The organism is Micromonospora sp. NPDC053740, from assembly GCF_040677775.1.
Taxonomy (GTDB): Bacteria; Actinomycetota; Actinomycetes; order Mycobacteriales; family Micromonosporaceae; genus Micromonospora; species Micromonospora alfalfae.
Genome location: NZ_JBFASO010000003.1, coordinates 228,097 through 245,040 on the forward strand (window position 1 = coordinate 228,097; position 16,944 = coordinate 245,040).

The window sequence follows — 16,944 nt, forward strand, 5'->3', positions numbered from 1 at the left end:
GTTGGTGCGGGTCAGTCCCGGTTCGGTGGCAGGCTGGGTAGCAGCCCGCCACCGCCGCCACCTGTTCCGCCGCCGCCAGGATTGCCCCCAGGATTACCGCCGGGATTGCCCCCAGGGTTGCCGCCGGGGTTGTTGCCCCCGGGGTTGCAGAACAGATCGATCAGCGGGTTACAGGGAGCGCCCTGGCCGGGCTGACCCCCCGGGTTGGGCGGTGGCGATGGCGGTGGCGGGGCTTCACCGTTTCCGGAATCCGGATCACCGATGTTCGCCGCTGGCGGGAAATCGACCTTTTCCTTGCCCTTCAGCGCCTCGTTCATGAACCTCTCCCAGATGTCACCCGGGAGGTTGCCACCGCTGACCTTGGTGCGGCCGTCCTTGAGGATGAGTGGCTTCCGTGCCCCCACGTTGCCCACCCAGACCGCAGTCGCCAACTGCGGCGTGTAGCCGATCATCCAGGCGTCGCCGTTGTCCTCGCTGTCGCCCTTGAGTTCCCAGGTGCCGGTCTTGGAGGCGGCCTTGCGGCCGTCGTCGAGCCGGTGGTTGACAGCCGCCGGGTAGTCCTTCAGCACCGACGTCACGTCGTCGACGACGTTCTTGTCGATTCTCCGCTTCGAGTCGAGCTTCTCGCTGGAAACCTTGTCCCACTTGCCGGTGTTCGGGTTCTGCTTCTCGACCGAGTAGAGGAAGTGCGCCTTGTTGTAGACACCCCCGTTGGCGAAGGTGGCGACGCCGTTGGCGTGGTCCAGCACCGTGATCGGGTACTGGCCGTAGCCGACCACGTTGAAGAACGGCTCCGGGGTGATGTCCTTGGTGTCGGTCTTGGTCAGGTCGTAGGCCTTCGCCGGGACGGTGTCCGTGCGCCACATGGTGGTGACACCGGCCTGCTTGGCCATGTCGAGGACCTTGGCCGCGCCGATCTCCTCGGTGACGTAGTAGAACGGCACGTTCAGGGACTTGAGCGTGGACACCCGCAGCGTGCAGGAGTTGCCACAGGAGGGGTTGTCGGTGCCGGCATTGCTGACCTTGAAGGTGCCTGTCGGCTTGAAGGCCTTGCCCTTCCACCGAGACTCGAGCGACTTCTTCTCCTTGAGCGCGGCCGCGAGGGTGTAGATCTTGAAGCTTGAGCCGGGTGAGTGGCCGCCGCTGATCGCCCCGGTGGAGTCGGTGTTCTTGCCGGCATAGTCGGTGCCGGTGCCGTTGTCACCGCCGTAGTAGGCGACGACCCGGCCGGTCTTGGGGTCGATCGCGACCACCGCAGCCATCAGGTTCGCCTTTTGGCCGGACAACTCGGAGCCCTTGGACTTGCGCTGGGCCGTCTCGACCGCCGCCGCCTGCATCCTGGTGTCGATGGTGGTGCGGATCCGGTAACCGCCGGCCATCAGCGCCTGGGAACACAGCGGCTTGGCGTCAGTCACCTGCTCCTTCTGGTCGACGCAGATGCCCTTGTCCCGCATCTCCTCACGGACGTAGTTGATGACGTTGCCGTATGGCGTGTCGACGCCGAAGTCGACGCCGATGCCGCCCTTCTTCGGGGACTTGATGCTCTTCAGCGGGTACTCAGCAGGCCGCGGCTCCTTGCCGGGCACACCGAGCCAGCCCTCCTTGACCATGCCATCGATCACGTAGGTCCAGCGCTCCTGGGCCGCGGTCGGGTTGATCGCCGGGTCGTATCCCTGGTGGGTGGAGCTGGGTTCGGGCTGCTTGATCAGAGCCGCGAGGACGGCACCCTCGGCCGGATTGAGCTTGGTCACCGACTTGCCGAAGTAGGTCTGCGCCGCCGCTTCGATGCCGTAGGCGCCCCGGCCGAAGTAGATCACGTTGAGGTAGTGCTGCATGATCTCTGGCTTCGTGTACTCGTCGTTCAGCTTGGAGGCGAGGATCGCCTCCTTCACCTTCCGGGCGTACGTGTCGTCCTTCAGGTTGTCGTAGGCGTTGCGCGCGTACTGCTGGGTGATGGTGGAGGCACCCTGCTTGTCACCGCCGGAGAGGTTGTTCCAGCCGGCGCGGGCGATGCCCTTGTAGTCCACACCGGAGTGCCGGTAGAAGTTCCGGTCCTCGGCCGCGGCCACCGCGTTCTGCACGTACTCCGGAATCTGGTCGATGGTGACCAGGGTCCGGTTCTGATCGCCCACCTTGGCGATGATCGTCTTGTTGTCGAAGGCGTACAGGGTCGTCGCCTGCGGCGGAGTGATCTCGTCCGGAAGCACCACGTTCGTCGAGTAGTAGGTGAACCCGACCACGCCGATGCCGGCGAGCATGATGAAGACGGCGAACCCGGCGATCAGCAGGTTCATCCGCTTGCGCTTCTTCGCACGCGCCGCGGCGCCCGAGTCACCCGGACCACGGCCGCCCCGACCGGGACCACCCGGACCGCCCGGCCCACCGGGACCCCCCGGGCCGCCCGGCCCACCGGAGACGGGTGAGACGCTCGCCCGGGCGACCGCCGCACGACCACCGACCGATGCGGAACCGACGCTGGCCCGACCCGCCGACGCGGTGCCGACCGAGGCCGCACCGACGGCGGCGGCACCGACCGCGGCCCGACCTGCCGGCGCGCCCGGCGCCGGAGAGACGGGCACCGAGGCCCGACCGGCGCCAGCGCGGCCAGCGGCCACACCCGGTGCCGGGGACACCGGCACCGAGGCTCGACCGGCCCGGCCGCTCGCTGCCGAACCCACCGAGGCGGATCCGGCGGCCGCGCTGCCACGCGGCGGCACCGAGGCGGAACCGCCGACACTGGCGCGACCACCGGCAGCCCGCGGCGTCACCGAGGCCCGCCCTGGGGTTGCCGTGCCTCGGTCCGAGGCTGACCAACCGCTTCCGCCGGAATCACCGCCGGGTCGGCGGTACGCGTCGTCCGCGCCCGGCCCAGGGTCACCGTCTGGACCCGAGTGCTGGGTCCGTCCGCGCGCAGAACTGGGATCGCCGTACGAGTTCATTCCTCACACCCTGCCGGTCGCGGTGGGGCGCGGCTGCGCCGCCACCGGGTTGCCGTGAGTTGCTTCACCCGGGACGCCGGCACGGGGGTGCCAGCCGACCAGGGTCATTGCCGTATCAATCGGGCTAATCGGACCAACAAGCGGTCGACCGTCCCGGGTTTCGCCTACGGCCCCGGGGCCGGTACAACCAGCTGAGATCACCGTTGCGCCTCTCGCCTCCGCCGGCCGGCACCTTCGGCGCCCGCCGCGTCCTGCTCGTTGGTGCCGTCGCTGTCGCCGGTCAGCCCGTCCCGGCCGAGCAGGTACTGCTCGACGAGATGGTTCCAGTCACAACCGAGGCACACCTCCACCACGAAGACCTGGAACTCACGCAGCGTCATCGCCAGCACCGGCAGTTCGGCCAGTGTCCGGGCCTGCCCGGCGGACTGCTTGAGTTCGTCACCGTAAATGTAGTGGACGAGGGTCAGGTTTTCGCTGCGGCAGATCGGGCAGCGCCGGTCGGTCGGCTCGCCATGGAACCGAGCGGCGTTCTTCAGGTACGGCGACGCGTCGCAGACGTCGTACGTGCCGACTCGGCCGGCCAGGAGCTCACGCAGCACTGCTCGCTTCTGAAGCGAGTAGTCGACGACCTGGCGCTGCGTACGCATGCGGAGAAGGGTACGCGGTCCGGCCCGACCAGGCGACCACGCTCACAATCCGTGACGAGGGCATCTCGGAACGGGGGTTTGCCCTGGCCGGCACGACCCGCTAACGTGCGATGTATCGGTCCGATACATCGCGGCGGTTACCGCTCCACGCCGGAGGGTAAAGAGAGGGTGGCCAGTGCTTGAGTTCGCCATCCTCGGCCTCCTGCAGGAGTCTCCGATGCACGGCTATGAGCTGCGCAAGGAGCTGACCGCCAAACTCGGCGCGATCCGGGCGGCGATCAGCTACGGCTCGCTCTATCCCACGCTACGCAGGCTTCAGGCGGCGGGATGGATCACCGAAGCTGCTGAGACACCCGCCACTGCCGAGGAGGTTCCCGCGCTGACCAGCCGACGAGGTCGGGTGGTCTACAAAATCACCGCGGAAGGCAAGGAACGCTTCGCCCAGCTGATCGCACAGGCCGGGCCCGAGACGTACGACGACACGGGCTTCGGGGTGCACTTCGCGTTCTTCGCCCGGACCGACCAGGCGACCCGACTGCGCATTCTGGAGGGTCGCCGCCGCAAGATCGAGGAGCGTCGCGAAGGGCTTCGTGACGTGCTGGGCCGGGCGGCCGAGCGCCTCGACGCTTACACCCTGGAACTGCAGCGCCACGGCCTTGATGCCTGTGAGCGCGAGGTCCGCTGGCTGGAGGAGCTCATCGCCAACGAGCGCTCCGGCCGAGCCCCGACGGTCCCGAACAACATCGGGACAGCCGGCGGCCGACGAGAAGACAACAGCCCGCCTCCGCCTGGAGAGACCAGGAATGAGCGGCCGTGACAGAAAAGAAGGAGGCAGACGCTATGGGCTCCGTCCGCGTCGCCATCGTCGGTGTGGGTAACTGCGCCTCGTCCCTGGTTCAGGGCGTCGAGTACTACCGGAACGCCAACCCGAACGACCGCGTCCCGGGTCTCATGCACGTCGCCTTCGGCGACTACCACGTCAACGCCGTGGAGTTCGTCGCGGCATTCGACGTGGACGCCAAGAAGGTGGGCATGGACCTCGCGGAGGCGATCGTCGCCAGCGAGAACAACACCATCAAGCTCTGCGACGTGCCGCCGACCGGCGTCAGCGTGCAGCGCGGTCCGACCTTCGACGGTCTGGGCCAGTACTACCGCGAGATCGTCGAGGAGTCGGACGCCACCCCGGTCGACGTGGCGCAGGCGCTGCGCGACGCGCAGGTCGACGTCGTCGTCTGCTACCTGCCGGTCGGCTCCGAGCAGGCCGCCAAGTTCTACGCCCAGGCCGCGATCGACGCCGGCTGCGCGTTCGTCAACGCCCTGCCGGTCTTCATCGCCTCCGACCCGGAGTGGGCCCAGAAGTTCACCGACGCGGGCCTGCCGATCGTCGGTGACGACATCAAGAGCCAGGTCGGCGCCACCATCGTGCACCGTGCCCTCGCGAAGCTCTTCGAGGACCGCGGCGTCGAGCTGCTGCGCACGTACCAGCTCAACTTCGGCGGCAACATGGACTTCATGAACATGCTGGAGCGCAAGCGGCTGGTCTCGAAGAAGATCTCGAAGACCCAGTCGGTCACCTCGCAGATCCCGCACGAGATGAGCAAGAGCGACGTGCACATCGGCCCGTCGGACCACGTGCCGTGGCTGGACGACCGCAAGTGGGCGTACATCCGCCTGGAGGGCCGCTCGTTCGGTGACACCCCCCTCAACGCCGAGCTCAAGCTCGAGGTGTGGGACTCTCCGAACTCGGCAGGCGTCATCATCGACGCGGTCCGGGCCGCGAAGATCGCCCTGGACCGGAAGATCGGCGGCCCGATCCTGTCGGCCTCGTCGTACTTCATGAAGTCCCCGCCGGTGCAGTACGCCGACCACGACGCCCACCAGGCCGTCGAGGAGTTCATCGCCGGTGAGGTCACGCGCTGACGCGCTGAATCGCCAAGCACGTACAAGGGCCGGGTCCGCATGGACCCGGCCCTTGCCCGTGGGTCGGCTTCTGCGGGTACGAGAGCTGCCCGTGATCAGCGCCACCGTTTCCGGGACCACAGGTGACAGTGAGGCTATCGATAATCGAGACATGGCCTCCCGTACCGGCACCACAGTGACACTCCCGCACCCGGTCCGACGTCCTCGGCCGCGCATCGTCACGCTGGCCTGCCTGCTGCTGGCCCTGGCCGCCGTCGCGCAACTGGCCGCACTGCCACTGAACTACTGGCACCAGGACTTCTTCCACACTGCCGCCAGGTCCTTCGAGCCAACGGACGGCGTGGCCTTCGCCGCTCTGGGCAGCACCGCCGATCTGGCGGCTGACCTGTTGACCGCGGTGCTGGCGATCGGGCTCCTCACGCTGGCCGCAGCCAACGTCGTGGGCGTGAACGGCGCACGGATCGCCGCCTGGGCCTCGGCGCCCGTCCTCGCCTGCTGCGCCACCGTCGGGGCCGCCCGGTCGCCGCGGCCGCTCTATTCCATCTACTCGGCCGAGAACATGGACCGGATCACCGCGATGGCACGGGACGGCATGCCGGAGTGGCTGGAGCCGCTGCTGCTCACCCTGGGCCTGGGCGCTCCGGTGGCGATACTCGTCGCGCTGGTCCTGCTTGCCCTGCCACCCGCCAACGAGTTCTTCCGGCCGCAGACCCCGGTCGATCCGTCGTGGCCCGTTCGGACCTCACCGGCCGCCGGACCGGAAGGGTCGCCCAGGGCCGGGTCATAGGGCCCATCAAAGCGGACGTCCGCAGGGGAACGGCTCAGGACCAGGCGTGTCGCAGCGCGACCCCGGCCTCCAACTCCAACAACGTGACCTTGCGCGGCAGGCCCCCACCGAAGCCGACCAGCTTGCCGCCCGCGCCGACGATCCGGTGACAGGGCACGAGCACCGGGACCGGGTTGCGGTTGCAGGCCACGCCCACCGCCCGTGCCGCTCCGGGATCGCCGACCAGGCGCGCCACCTCGCCATACGTCAGCGTCTCCCCGTACGGGATCCGCGTCATCTCCCGCCACACGGCGCGCTCGAAGTCGGAGCCGCGCGGCACCGACACCGGGACGGTGAACGCGGTCAGCTCACCGGCGAAGTACGCCCGCAGCTCGTCGACGGCCTGCCGGGACAGCGCGTCGTCGGGGTCGATGGTGGCAGCCTCGAACCGGCCGAAATGGGCACCGCGGACGCTCGTGCCGTCGGTGGCGACGGAGAACTCACCGATCGGTGAGTCGAGCACAGTCCAGCGCATCCACCTATTCTCCCCGACGCGGGCTCTCTCGCCGGCCCGGCCGCCAACGTCGGGCTGAGCGCCACTCCCGACCCGGCGTCGATAGATCATCTTGGGGCCCTGCCAGGCCGTTCAGCGTTGCGCGGCGTCGATACCGTCAAGGTCGTGGCAACCGGGACGCTCATCTTTCTGATCATCGGCGGGGCGGGCATCGGTGTGCTCGCGCTCGCCCTGCTCGGCACCGAGCTGCTCCAGTTCGGGCACGCCGACGTGGACGGGCCGATCTCGGTCGAGACGGTCGCCGGCTTCGCCGGGGCTTTCGGGTTCGGCGCGGCCATCGTCAACGAGCTGCTCGGTGCGCGTACCCCCGGCATGGTCGTCGGGGCGGCGGCCGGCGGCGTGCTCGCAGCCGTGCCCACCGGCTGGTTGGCGTCCCGGCTGAGCCGGGCGGCGCGGAACATGCGCACCGACCCCACCCCCACCCGCGACGACCTGGTCGGCGCGCTCGGCCTGGTCGTCACCCCGGTGCCGGCCAACGGGTACGGCGAGGTTCGCATCCGCCTCGCCGGCCAACCGGTCAAGCTCAGCGCCCGCGCGGACCAGCCGATCCCGATCGGCGCACAGGTCTTCGTCGTGCAGGCGCTCAGTGAGACCAGCGTGCACGTAGAGACCTACTGACCTCCCCCTCATAGACGGGACTCCTCATATGGCCCTACTCATCGCCATCGGTGGCGCGGTCCTCCTCGCGCTCATCCTGGTGCTCTTCGTGCTCTCCCGGATCAAGGTGGCCGGCCCGAACGAGGCGTTCATCGTCACCGGTCGCAAGGGCCGCACCACCCAGACCGCCGACGGCGGGCGGTCCACCGACAACTCCGGTCAGAAGGTCGTGCTGGGCGCCTCGGTGTTCGTGTTGCCGGTGGTGCAGAAGCTCCAGTCGCTCGACCTGTCCAGCCGGCGGATCGACGTCGGCATCCGAGGCGCCGTGAGCAAGCAGGGCATCCGCGCCGACCTGCACGGGGTGGCGATCGTCAAGGTCGGCGGCACCGAGGACGCGATCCGGGCCGCCGCCCAACGGTTCCTGCACCAGCAGGACGAGATCGACAACTTCACCCGGGAGGTGCTGGCCGGCGCGCTGCGCTCGATCGTCGGCCGGCTCACCGTCGAGGAGGTCATCCGGGACCGGGCGGCGTTCGCCAGCGCGGTCGCCGAGGAAGCCGAGCACTCGATGACCAACCAGGGTCTGGTGTTGGACACCTTCCAACTCCAGGACATCCTCGCCGAAGGCTCCTACCTCCAGGACCTGGGCCGACCCGAGGCCGCCCGGGTGCTCAAGGACGCGGCGATCGCCGAGGCCCGGGCCCGGCAGCAGGCCGAGCAGGAGCGACTGCTGGCCGAGGAGGCCATCGCCGAGGCGAACCGCAACCTGGCCCTCAAGCAGGCCGGCATCCAGGCCGAGATCGACGCGGCGAAGGCGAAGTCCGCAGCGGCCGGACCGCTCGCCCAGGCCGAGCGGGACCAGGCGATCCTCTCCGAACAGCAGAAGGTGGCCGAGCGGAACGCCGAACTCAAGCAGCGCCAGCTCGACACCGAGGTTCGCAAGCCGGCCGACGCGGCCCGGTACAAGGTGGAGCAGGAGGCCGAGGCGTCCCGCAACGCGGCGGTGCTGCACGCCGACGCGCAGCGCCAGTCGGTCATCGCCGCCGCGCAGGCCTCCGCCGAGCAGGCCCGCCTCACCGGTGAGGGTGAGCGGGCCCGACGTGCCGCGCTCGCCGAGGCCAACGCCATCGAAGGCGCCAAGGAGGGTGAGGCCGAGCAGCGGCGGCGTTCCGCCATCGCCGAGGCGGTGGAGCGGGAAGGTCAGGCCGAGGCCGCGGCCATCCTCGCCAAGGGTGAGGCCGAGGCCGACGCGATGGCGCGCAAGGCCGAGGCGTTCGCCGCGTACGGAGAGGCGGCCGTACTGGACCTGCTGGTCAAGGTGCTGCCGCAGGTCGTCGAGGCGGCCAGCGCGCCGATCGGGGCGATCGACAAGATGACGGTCATCTCCACCGACGGCGCGTCGTCGCTCACGAAGTCGGTGGCCGGCAACGTGGCCCAGGGCCTCCAGCTCGGCAGCGACCTCACCGGGATCGACCTGCCCGGCCTGCTGGCACGGCTCGGTGCTGGACGCACCGACGCCACCGCGCCGACCACCGGGGTCGACACTGTGGACGGCAGTACCGTTTCGCGCTGAGCCAGACAAACCGGCCGACAAGTCAGGGATCTGGCCGGCACCGGATGACCCACGAACGGCCGGCGCCCGCCGGCACTGCCTCCCGAAGGAGGGGTGCCGGCGGGCGCCGGTGGTAATTCAGTTGTTGGTTCAGGCGAGGTTCATGACGAAGCGCTCGCCCGCCGAGAGACCGAAGTCCGGAGCAGAGAAGTCGAAGTTCTTGTTCGGGATCAGCTGGCTGGTGCCGGCGCTGCCGGCACTGACCGCCTGCCCGTCGACGTTCGCATAGATCCAGCCCGACCCGTCCGTGTCCCCGAAACCCCGGTGCCAGAAGGTGAAGGCCTCCCAGGCGTCGATACCGGTGGCCGAGGCGACCATCGGCTGCGATCCGGCACCGGTCGCCGAGACCCACTTGCCGTTGGCCAACGACCGCAGGCCGAAGTAGCCGTAGAAGTCCAGATCGAACAGCTCGAACTTCTCCCAGGTGCTGACCGTCGCGGCCACCGGGATCAGCGGCTTGCTCCCGGCACCGTCAGCGGAGACGTACTTGCCGCTCGCGGACGACTTGAAGCTGACGATCAGGTTCGTCTCGAGGTCGAACTTCTCCCAGGTGCTGGCGTTCGCCGCGCTGGCAATCAGCGGGCCACCGTTGCTGGGCGCACTGACGTACTTGTTGTTGACAGTGGCCTTCAGGCTCACGGTGCCGTCGATGTTGTGAACCAGCTGGAACTTCTCCCAGGTGCTCACCGTCGCGGCGGCGGCGATCAGCGGCTTGCTGCCGGCACCGTTGGCGCTGACGTACTTGCCGTTGACGTTCGCCCGCAGTGCGACCAGGCCGCTGCCGGCGTCGACGATGTCGAGCTTCTCCCAGCCGCCCAGCACCGGGCCGACGGAGGCCAGCGGCTTGCTGCCCGCACCGTCAGCCGAGACGAAATAGCCGTTGGAACGCGCCAGCAGACCGTGCGCGGAGCGCGCGGGAGAGAGGGCCGCCGCGACGTTGAGCAGACGGTCCACCCCGCCCTGCGGGTTCAAGACAGCGCCGGCGAGCCCTCGGGTCACTATCGTGTTGCGCACCTGCGTCGGGGACCACGTCGGGTTCGACTGAAGCAGCAGCGCAGCGGCTCCCGCCACGTGCGGCGCCGCCATCGAGGTCCCGCTGAAGGCCACCGACCCGTCGGTGGTCCCACTAGCCGCCGAGACGATGTCAACGCCCGGAGCCCAGACGTCGACACACGGACCGTAGTTCGAATCCCACTTCTCGGTCGAGACCCGACGATCGAACCTGTCGGTGGCTCCGACGGTGATCGCCGCCGACACCCTGGCCGGGGTGTAGTAGCAGGCATCGTCCGCTTCGTTGCCGGCGGCCACCGCGTAGGTGAGACCGGTGGCGATGGAGTTGCTGACCGCGTTGGAGAGCGCCGGGGAGTCCGGGTCCTCCGGCCCGCCGAGGCTCATGTTGACCACGGCAGGCTTCTGCGCGTTGGCGGTCACCCAGTCGATCCCGGCCAGGACCTCCTCGGTGGTGCCGGAACCCTCGCAGTCGAGGACCCGGACGGCGACCAGGTTGACGCCCTTGGCCACGCCGTACTTCGTGCCGCCGACGGTGCCCGCCACGTGCGTGCCGTGACCGTGGCAGTCCTGCGCCACATTGTCCCGATCGATCGCGTCGTAGCCGTACGAGGCACGGCCACCGAAGTCACTGTGATTGATGTCGATGCCAGTGTCGACGATGTACGCCCTCACCCCGGCACCGGTGGTGGGGTAGGTGTAGCTGCCATTCAGCTTGGGCGAGACCTGATCGATCCGGTCCAGGCCCCAGGAGGGAGGCGCGCTCTGCGTTCCACTCTTGTGGAAGCGGACCACCGGCTCCACGGAGGCGACATCCGGGTCGGCGGCCAGCCGGCCGGCCTGCTTCGCGGTCATCGCGGCGGAGTAGCCGTTGACGGCGCTGCTGTACAGCCGGCCGACGCTGCCACCGTTCTCCTTGGCCAGAGCCGAGGCGGCAGCCTTGATCTTGGCGGGGGTGGTCTTCTTGTTCTTGAGCACCACGATGTAGCGACCCGGCACGACCTCGGCGGGCTTGGCCTTGTCCAACCGGCCGTCCGGCTTGGGAGCGGTCAACTTACTTGCGGGCTTCGGTGCCAACGGAGCGGTCGGTTCGGCCATTGCGGCCCCGCCGGTCGCGGCGCTGACGATGATGGTTGCGGAGGCGAGAGCAAGGCTCGCCACCGCCGAGCGGCGTATCACGCCACGGCGTTTCACTAGGTGATCTCCCCGTTGGTCGTCGCCCGTCCAATCCGGACGACCGGACGGGCGGTGGGGTCGGCGGCGGTGTCAGTGCACCGGTAGCCGACGGACGCCCAGCCATCATGGACGACGATGAAAGCGATACACCTCAGCCATTCGGTCGATCCGCTGGCGTTTCGTCGTCGACCGGACAGCCGTGCAGCGTCGCAGCCACGCCCTGAAGCGACGGCTCCCGCCACCTCGCTGCAGACGGCGCTACCTGACCAACACTGACGTTGCGCGCGTCAGCCGAGGATGCCCTCGGCGCGAGCCCAGCGCAGCAGCTCCGCCTCGGCGGCGTCGCGGTCCAGCGGGCCGTGCTCAAGGCGTTGCTCCTTGAGGTGCTTCCAGGCCCGCCCGACCACCGGCCCCGGCGGTACGCCGAGCAGCTCCATGATCGCGTTACCGTCCAGGTCGGGTCGAACCCGCGCCAGGTCTTCCTCGGCCGCGATCCGGGCGATCCGATCCTCCAGCGCGTCGTAGTCGGCCGCGAGCTGGGCGGCCTTGCGCCGGTTGCGGGTCGTGCAGTCGGAGCGGGTCAGCTTGTGCAAGCGGGGCAGCAGGTCACCGGCGTCGGCGACGTAGCGGCGCACCGCCGAGTCGGTCCACTCGCCCCGCCCGTACCCGTAGAAACGCAGGTGCAGCGCGACCAGCGCGGTCACCTGCGCTGTGACGTCCTTGGGGTAGCGCATCGCCTTCATCCGGGCCTTGGTCAGCCGGGCGCCGACCACCTCGTGGTGGTGGAAGCTGACCCGGCCGTCGGACCCGACCGCCTTCGTCGCCGGCTTGCCCACGTCGTGCAGGAGGGCGGCCATCCGCAGGATGAAGTCGCAGCCCTCCTCCTCGTAGGAGACCGCGTTCTCGACGACAGTCAACGTGTGCTCGTAGACGTCCTTGTGCTGGGCGTGCTCGTCGATCTCCAGCTTCAGCCCGGTCAGCTCCGGCAGGAACCGCTCGGCCAGCCCGGTGTCGACCAGCAGCCGCAGCCCGGTGATCGGGTCCGCGCCGCAGAGCAGCTTGGTGAACTCGTCGCGGATCCGCTCGGCGGTGATCCGGTCCAGGTCGGCGGCCATCTCGGTCATCGCCAGGTGCACGTCCGGGTGCACGGCGAAACGCAGCTGGGCGGCGAACCGGGCGGCCCGCAGCATCCGCAGCGGGTCATCGCCGAACGACTCACCAGGCGTGCTCGGGGTACGGATCACCTTGGCCGAGAGATCGTCCAGCCCACCGTGCGGGTCGGTGAACCGGTGGTCCGGCAGGCTCACAGCCATCGCGTTGATCGTGAAGTCGCGCCGCTTCAGGTCCTCGTCGAGGCTGGTGCCGTACACCACCACCGGGTTGCGGCTGACCTGGTCGTACGACTCCGCACGGAAGGTGGTGATCTCCAGTCGGAGGCCGTCGCGCTGAGCGCCGATGGTGCCGAACTCCCGACCGGTCTCCCAGATCGACTCGGCCCAGCCCTTGATGATCCGCAGGGTCTCGTCGGGGTGCGCGTCGGTGCAGAAGTCGAGGTCATCCCCGAGTCGACCGAGCAGGGCATCCCGCACCGAACCGCCCACCAGGTGCAACTCGTGACCGGCGCGGACGAAGCGGCGGCCCAACTCGTCGGCGACCGGGGACACCCGGAGCAGTTCGGCGACGGCGTTGCGCTGCGCGGCGGTGAGTTCGCGGCGGTCGGCGGCGTGAGGAGCGGAGGCTTCGGACATGGGATCACCAGCTTATCGGGCCGGGGTGTGATCCGATCCGCCGGGCGCGGGTAACGGGTGGGGGTTGACTATGGTCTGTGGCGTGCGGGTCGGTGTCCGACTCGACGTACCCCTGGGAGGCTGGAGATGAGCGGCGGGCTCTACCGCAGCGCCAACGCCGCGAACGATGGCGGTGCCAACGCCCGACCCGGGGATGGCGCCACCTTCATCTCCGCCGAGCCGCTGAACCAGCCGGCCATGGAGTCGACCGCACCACCGCAGGAACAGGTGGCCGAGGCGAGCGCGGCTGCCAACAGCGCGGTGATGGCGATCGGCAGCCTGGTCAGCCGGGGCACCGGCTTCCTGCGCAACCTGGTGATCGGCGCGGCGCTCGGCGGCGCGCTGGTCGGTGACGCGTACACCACCGCGCAGATCCTGCCCGGCATGGTCTACGAGTTCCTGCTCGGCGGTGTCCTCACCAGCGTGCTGATCCCGGTGCTGGTGCGGCGACGCAAGATCGACACTGATGGCGGTCAGGCGTACGCACAGCGGCTGCTGACCTTGGCGGTGCTCGCACTCGGCGCGGCGGCCCTGCTCGCTCTCCTGCTGGCAGCGCCGCTGACCTGGCTCTACGGCGGAGAGGAGTCGGCTGACGGCTACTCAGGGCTGGTCACCGGGCTCGCCCGCCTGATGCTGCCGATGATCTTCTTCTCCGGGTTGAGCGCGCTGATCAGTGCGGTGCTCAACACCCGGGGGCACTTCGCCGCCCCGATGTGGGCACCGATCCTGAACAACCTGGTGGTGATCGGCACCGCCGGCCTCTACATCGCGATCTTCGGTGCGGAGATCGTCAAGCCGGACGACATGACCACCGGGCGGGTCCTGCTGATTGGCGGTGGCACCCTGCTCGGCGTCGCCGTCCAGGCGATGGGCCTGCTGCCGGCACTGCGCAAGGTCGGCTTCCGCTGGAAGCTTCGCTTCGACTTCCGCGAGCTGGGCCTACGCGAGCTGGGCCGGCTCGGAGCCTGGATGATCTGCTACGTCGCGGTGAGCCAGGTCGGCCTGATCGTGCTGTTCAACCTGCTGAACCGGGCCGGCAAGGAGAACGCCGCCGGCCCGCTGATCTACAACAACGTGTTCCTGCTGCTGATGACCGCGCACGGCATCATCGCCGTCTCGATCATCACGGCGCTGATGCCCCGGATGAGCGCGGCCGCCGCCGACGGCCGGTACGCCGACCTCGCCGCCGACCTCTCCCGGGGTACCCGCACGGTCACGGCGGTGCTCGCCCCGATCGCGGTCTGCTACGCCGTCCTCGCCACCCCGATCGCGTTCACGCTGTTCCGGTTCGGCGCGTTCAACGAGGACAACGCCACCGCCACGTCCGTCGTGTTGCTCGCCGCCGCGCTCGCGCTCGTCCCGTTCGCGGTCAGTCAGCTCTTCACCTTCGCGTTCTACGCGCTGCCCGACACCCGCACGCCGGCTCTCATCAACATCCCGGTGGTGGCGCTGCGAATCGGGGTGCAGATCGTGCTGTACGTCGCCTTCTCGGCGAGCTTCGCCGGTGCGGGAATGATGATCGGCAACACGGTCTCCTATCTGGCTGCCGCGATCGGCTCGGCCTGGCTGCTTCGGCCGCGCGTCGGTCGAATCGGGCTCGGCGAGATCATGCGGACCGGCGGCAGGGTCGCGGTGGCGGCGTTGGGTTCGGCAGTGGTCGGCCTCCTGGTGGTGAAGCTGCTGCCCGGTGACGACACCCCCAGCCGCCTGGAGGCGATCGTCCAGTTGGTGATCGGTGGCGTGGTGATCGGCGGGAGCTACCTGGGTCTGGCCATGCTGCTGCGGATCGGGGAGATCACCGAGGTGGTCGGGATGGTTCGCCGCCGCCTCGGTCGCTGAACGTCCACACCCGATTACAACAAGTTGGCACTCATACGGACCGTGACTACGGATCACCAGGCTGGGGATGCACCTGTGGATAACTCCGCGATTCGCCGGTCAACCACCGCTTCGGCCTGTGGATAACCAACCGTACGGCTGAGGGTGGCGACCCGATCGGTGGGAACGTACGAGGCAGCGCGAGCGCCACGCCAGCCCAGCCCCGGCGTCGGTCACTTGCGGTGAAGCCGTAGATTAGCTAGTACATGTGCCAGCAACGTGGCTGACAACGGTCGTAACCGGACGAGCTCTTCGACAGCCGGAAACCCCGCCAGGTACGGCGGGAAGATGACATGTCGGAGAGACGGGCAACCCGGGTAAGGTCGCTCTCGACGGGTACGGCAGGGGCCGACGCTGGGCGTCGACACCGGTCGGCCGGTTCCTTCAACGGCAGAGCGGGAAGCCACATGCCCAGCAGTTCGGGTTCATCGATCGACACGATCACCGAGGGAGGACGGGTGACCCAGGTCGGCGAGGGTCAGGAGGCAGACGAAAGCGCTCCTCCGGTCATGACCTTCGGTGCTCCCACGGCCGGTGAAGTCCTCGCCGAGCGGTACGAACTGGTTGAGCACATCAACAACGACAGCGCGGGTCGGCTGGTCTGGCGCGGGGTCGATGTCATCCTGCGCCGTCCCGTTGCCGTGGTGCTGCGTTACCCGGGTGGCGACTCCGCCACCGAGATGCTTCAGGCCGCCGTCGCGGCCAGCCGGGTCATCCACCCCAACCTGGTCGGCGTCTACGACGCGATCGACGAGGCCGACCGGGCGTACGTGGTGCGCGAGTGGGTCGACGGGCAGTCCCTGCGGGACCTGGCGACCGACGGCCCCCTGGACCCGGCCCGGGCCACCGCGATCGGCAACGCCGTCGCGAGCGCGCTCGCCGCGGTGCACGCCACCGGCATGGTGCACGGCAACGTCCACCCTGGCACCGTCATGATCAGCGATGAGGGCCGGGTGGTCCTGGCCGACGCCCGCACCGACGGTGCCGACAGCCAGGAGAACGACATCCGGGCGGTCGGCGGGGTTCTCTACTTCGCGCTGACCGGCTCCTGGCCACACGCCGAGGCACCACTTCACGGCGCCACCGCCGGCCACGGCCGCGCCGCCATCCCGGACGCTGTTCGGGACGCCGGGGGTGCCATCGCGGCACCGCGCCAGGTTCGGGCGGGCGTTCCGGCGTACCTGGACGACCTGACCATGGACCTGCTCGACGCCGAGATCGCGCCGCCGTCCTCCGACGTGCTCGCCGCGGAACTGGCGCGACTGGACGTGCCGGCCGAGGACGAGCACTACCTCGACAACAGCGGGCCGCTGCGGTTCGCCGGCGAAACCGGGGAAGAGCCGTCACCGCTGGCCGCGGCCGGAGGCCGCAAGGTCGCCGTCGGCATCGCCGGTCTGCTGGCCGTTGCCCTGGTCGGTCTGCTGATCGGGATCATCGCCTTGGGTGGCGACGACGAGGACCCGCAGTCCAACCCGGTCGCCGCACCGACCTCCAGTGCCCCGGCCGGCGACGCCACCCCGGCCGCCGCGACCGCCCGCAAGCTGACGGTGAAGGGCGTCCGGATCATCGACCCGGACAGCAAGGACCGCAGTGAGGTCCGTGACGCCGAGAAGGTCATCGACGGTGACGAGGACAAGGGCTGGGAGACCGAGACCTACGTGAACAAGCCCAACTTCGGCAACCTGAAGAAGGGCATGGGCGTCTGGATCGACCTCGGCGAGCCGCACACCGTCAGGTCGGTGCAGGCGGTGCTGTCGGCTACCGGCGCGTCCGCTCAACTGCTCGCCGGCACGATCAAACCGGAGTCCAGCTCCAGCGGTGACAAGCAGTTGGTCGCAAGCTACAAGACCGGCATCGGCCAGCCGTTCGAGGACCACGACGGCACCACCATGACGTTCAACGGCTTCGACGCCGACAAGAAATACCAGTACCTGCTGTTCTGGATCACCGAGCTGCCTCCGTCCGAGGGTGGGTTCAAGCTGGGGGTGCAGGAGATTACGGTCCAGGGGTCGTGAGCCGGGCCCCACGATCCGGGCCTCG

Annotated in this window: 12 protein-coding genes; 7 read left to right on the forward strand and 5 right to left on the reverse strand. The window is 69.2% G+C overall.

Annotation, left to right across the window (positions count from 1 at the left end):
• Positions 1-11 precede the first annotated feature (11 nt).
• The gene (locus AB0K35_RS09900; protein ID WP_363884750.1) at positions 12-2,939 is read right to left on the reverse strand and encodes a transglycosylase domain-containing protein; all 2,928 of its coding nucleotides are present in this window, start codon (positions 2,937-2,939) and stop codon (positions 12-14) included.
• A gap of 197 nt (positions 2,940-3,136) precedes the next feature.
• Complete coding sequence (locus tag AB0K35_RS09905) at positions 3,137-3,586, reverse strand: DUF5318 domain-containing protein (protein WP_238669613.1); 450 nt, start codon at positions 3,584-3,586, stop codon at positions 3,137-3,139.
• Between the two features lie 175 nt (positions 3,587-3,761).
• On the opposite strand from AB0K35_RS09905, the gene AB0K35_RS09910 reads away from it, so the two are divergent.
• The 3 genes from AB0K35_RS09910 (at position 3,762) to AB0K35_RS09920 (ending at position 6,293) form a co-directional block, all read left to right on the forward strand.
• The gene (locus AB0K35_RS09910; RefSeq protein ID WP_238669614.1) at positions 3,762-4,403 is read left to right on the forward strand and encodes a PadR family transcriptional regulator; all 642 of its coding nucleotides are present in this window, start codon (positions 3,762-3,764) and stop codon (positions 4,401-4,403) included.
• A gap of 23 nt (positions 4,404-4,426) precedes the next feature.
• Entirely contained in the window at positions 4,427-5,506 is a 1,080-nt protein-coding gene (locus tag AB0K35_RS09915) for an inositol-3-phosphate synthase (protein WP_238669615.1), read from the forward strand.
• 151 nt (positions 5,507-5,657) lie between these two features.
• Entirely contained in the window at positions 5,658-6,293 is a 636-nt protein-coding gene (locus AB0K35_RS09920; protein ID WP_363884752.1) for a hypothetical protein, read from the forward strand.
• Between the two features lie 34 nt (positions 6,294-6,327).
• Here AB0K35_RS09920 and AB0K35_RS09925 read toward each other — a convergent pair whose 3' ends face one another.
• The gene (locus AB0K35_RS09925; protein WP_363884754.1) at positions 6,328-6,807 is read right to left on the reverse strand and encodes a methylated-DNA--[protein]-cysteine S-methyltransferase; all 480 of its coding nucleotides are present in this window, start codon (positions 6,805-6,807) and stop codon (positions 6,328-6,330) included.
• Between the two features lie 117 nt (positions 6,808-6,924).
• Here AB0K35_RS09925 and AB0K35_RS09930 point away from each other — a divergent pair, with 117 nt between their 5' ends.
• Positions 6,925-7,464: a hypothetical protein gene (locus AB0K35_RS09930; protein WP_238669618.1), complete on the forward strand. Its 540-nt coding sequence runs from the start codon at positions 6,925-6,927 to the stop codon at positions 7,462-7,464.
• 28 nt (positions 7,465-7,492) lie between these two features.
• Positions 7,493-9,016 (forward strand): SPFH domain-containing protein, encoded by a 1,524-nt coding sequence (locus AB0K35_RS09935; RefSeq protein ID WP_238669619.1) that lies wholly within the window; start codon positions 7,493-7,495, stop codon positions 9,014-9,016.
• 129 nt (positions 9,017-9,145) lie between these two features.
• Here AB0K35_RS09935 and AB0K35_RS09940 read toward each other — a convergent pair whose 3' ends face one another.
• Complete coding sequence (locus AB0K35_RS09940) at positions 9,146-11,224, reverse strand: S8 family serine peptidase (RefSeq protein WP_238669620.1); 2,079 nt, start codon at positions 11,222-11,224, stop codon at positions 9,146-9,148.
• 302 nt (positions 11,225-11,526) lie between these two features.
• On the reverse strand, positions 11,527-12,987 hold the full coding sequence (locus tag AB0K35_RS09945) for a CCA tRNA nucleotidyltransferase (RefSeq protein WP_112700307.1): 1,461 nt from the start codon (positions 12,985-12,987) through the stop codon (positions 11,527-11,529).
• Between the two features lie 126 nt (positions 12,988-13,113).
• On the opposite strand from AB0K35_RS09945, the gene murJ reads away from it, so the two are divergent.
• Both murJ and AB0K35_RS09955 read left to right on the forward strand, forming a co-directional pair.
• Positions 13,114-14,865 (forward strand): murein biosynthesis integral membrane protein MurJ, encoded by a 1,752-nt coding sequence (gene murJ, locus AB0K35_RS09950; RefSeq protein WP_363884756.1) that lies wholly within the window; start codon positions 13,114-13,116, stop codon positions 14,863-14,865.
• A gap of 446 nt (positions 14,866-15,311) precedes the next feature.
• On the forward strand, positions 15,312-16,919 hold the full coding sequence (locus tag AB0K35_RS09955) for a protein kinase family protein (protein WP_238669623.1): 1,608 nt from the start codon (positions 15,312-15,314) through the stop codon (positions 16,917-16,919).
• The last annotated feature ends 25 nt before the right edge of the window (positions 16,920-16,944 follow it).

Coding starts and splice junctions, on each gene's coding strand:
- AB0K35_RS09955 (WP_238669623.1), top strand. CDS start 15,312: ATGCCCAGCAGTTCGGGTTCATCGATCGACACGATCACCGAGGGAGGA.
- AB0K35_RS09915 (WP_238669615.1), top strand. CDS start 4,427: ATGGGCTCCGTCCGCGTCGCCATCGTCGGTGTGGGTAACTGCGCCTCG.
- AB0K35_RS09905 (WP_238669613.1), bottom strand. CDS start 3,586: ATGCGTACGCAGCGCCAGGTCGTCGACTACTCGCTTCAGAAGCGAGCA.
- AB0K35_RS09945 (WP_112700307.1), bottom strand. CDS start 12,987: ATGTCCGAAGCCTCCGCTCCTCACGCCGCCGACCGCCGCGAACTCACC.
- murJ (WP_363884756.1), top strand. CDS start 13,114: ATGAGCGGCGGGCTCTACCGCAGCGCCAACGCCGCGAACGATGGCGGT.
- AB0K35_RS09900 (WP_363884750.1), bottom strand. CDS start 2,939: ATGAACTCGTACGGCGATCCCAGTTCTGCGCGCGGACGGACCCAGCAC.
- AB0K35_RS09925 (WP_363884754.1), bottom strand. CDS start 6,807: ATGCGCTGGACTGTGCTCGACTCACCGATCGGTGAGTTCTCCGTCGCC.
- AB0K35_RS09935 (WP_238669619.1), top strand. CDS start 7,493: ATGGCCCTACTCATCGCCATCGGTGGCGCGGTCCTCCTCGCGCTCATC.
- AB0K35_RS09920 (WP_363884752.1), top strand. CDS start 5,658: ATGGCCTCCCGTACCGGCACCACAGTGACACTCCCGCACCCGGTCCGA.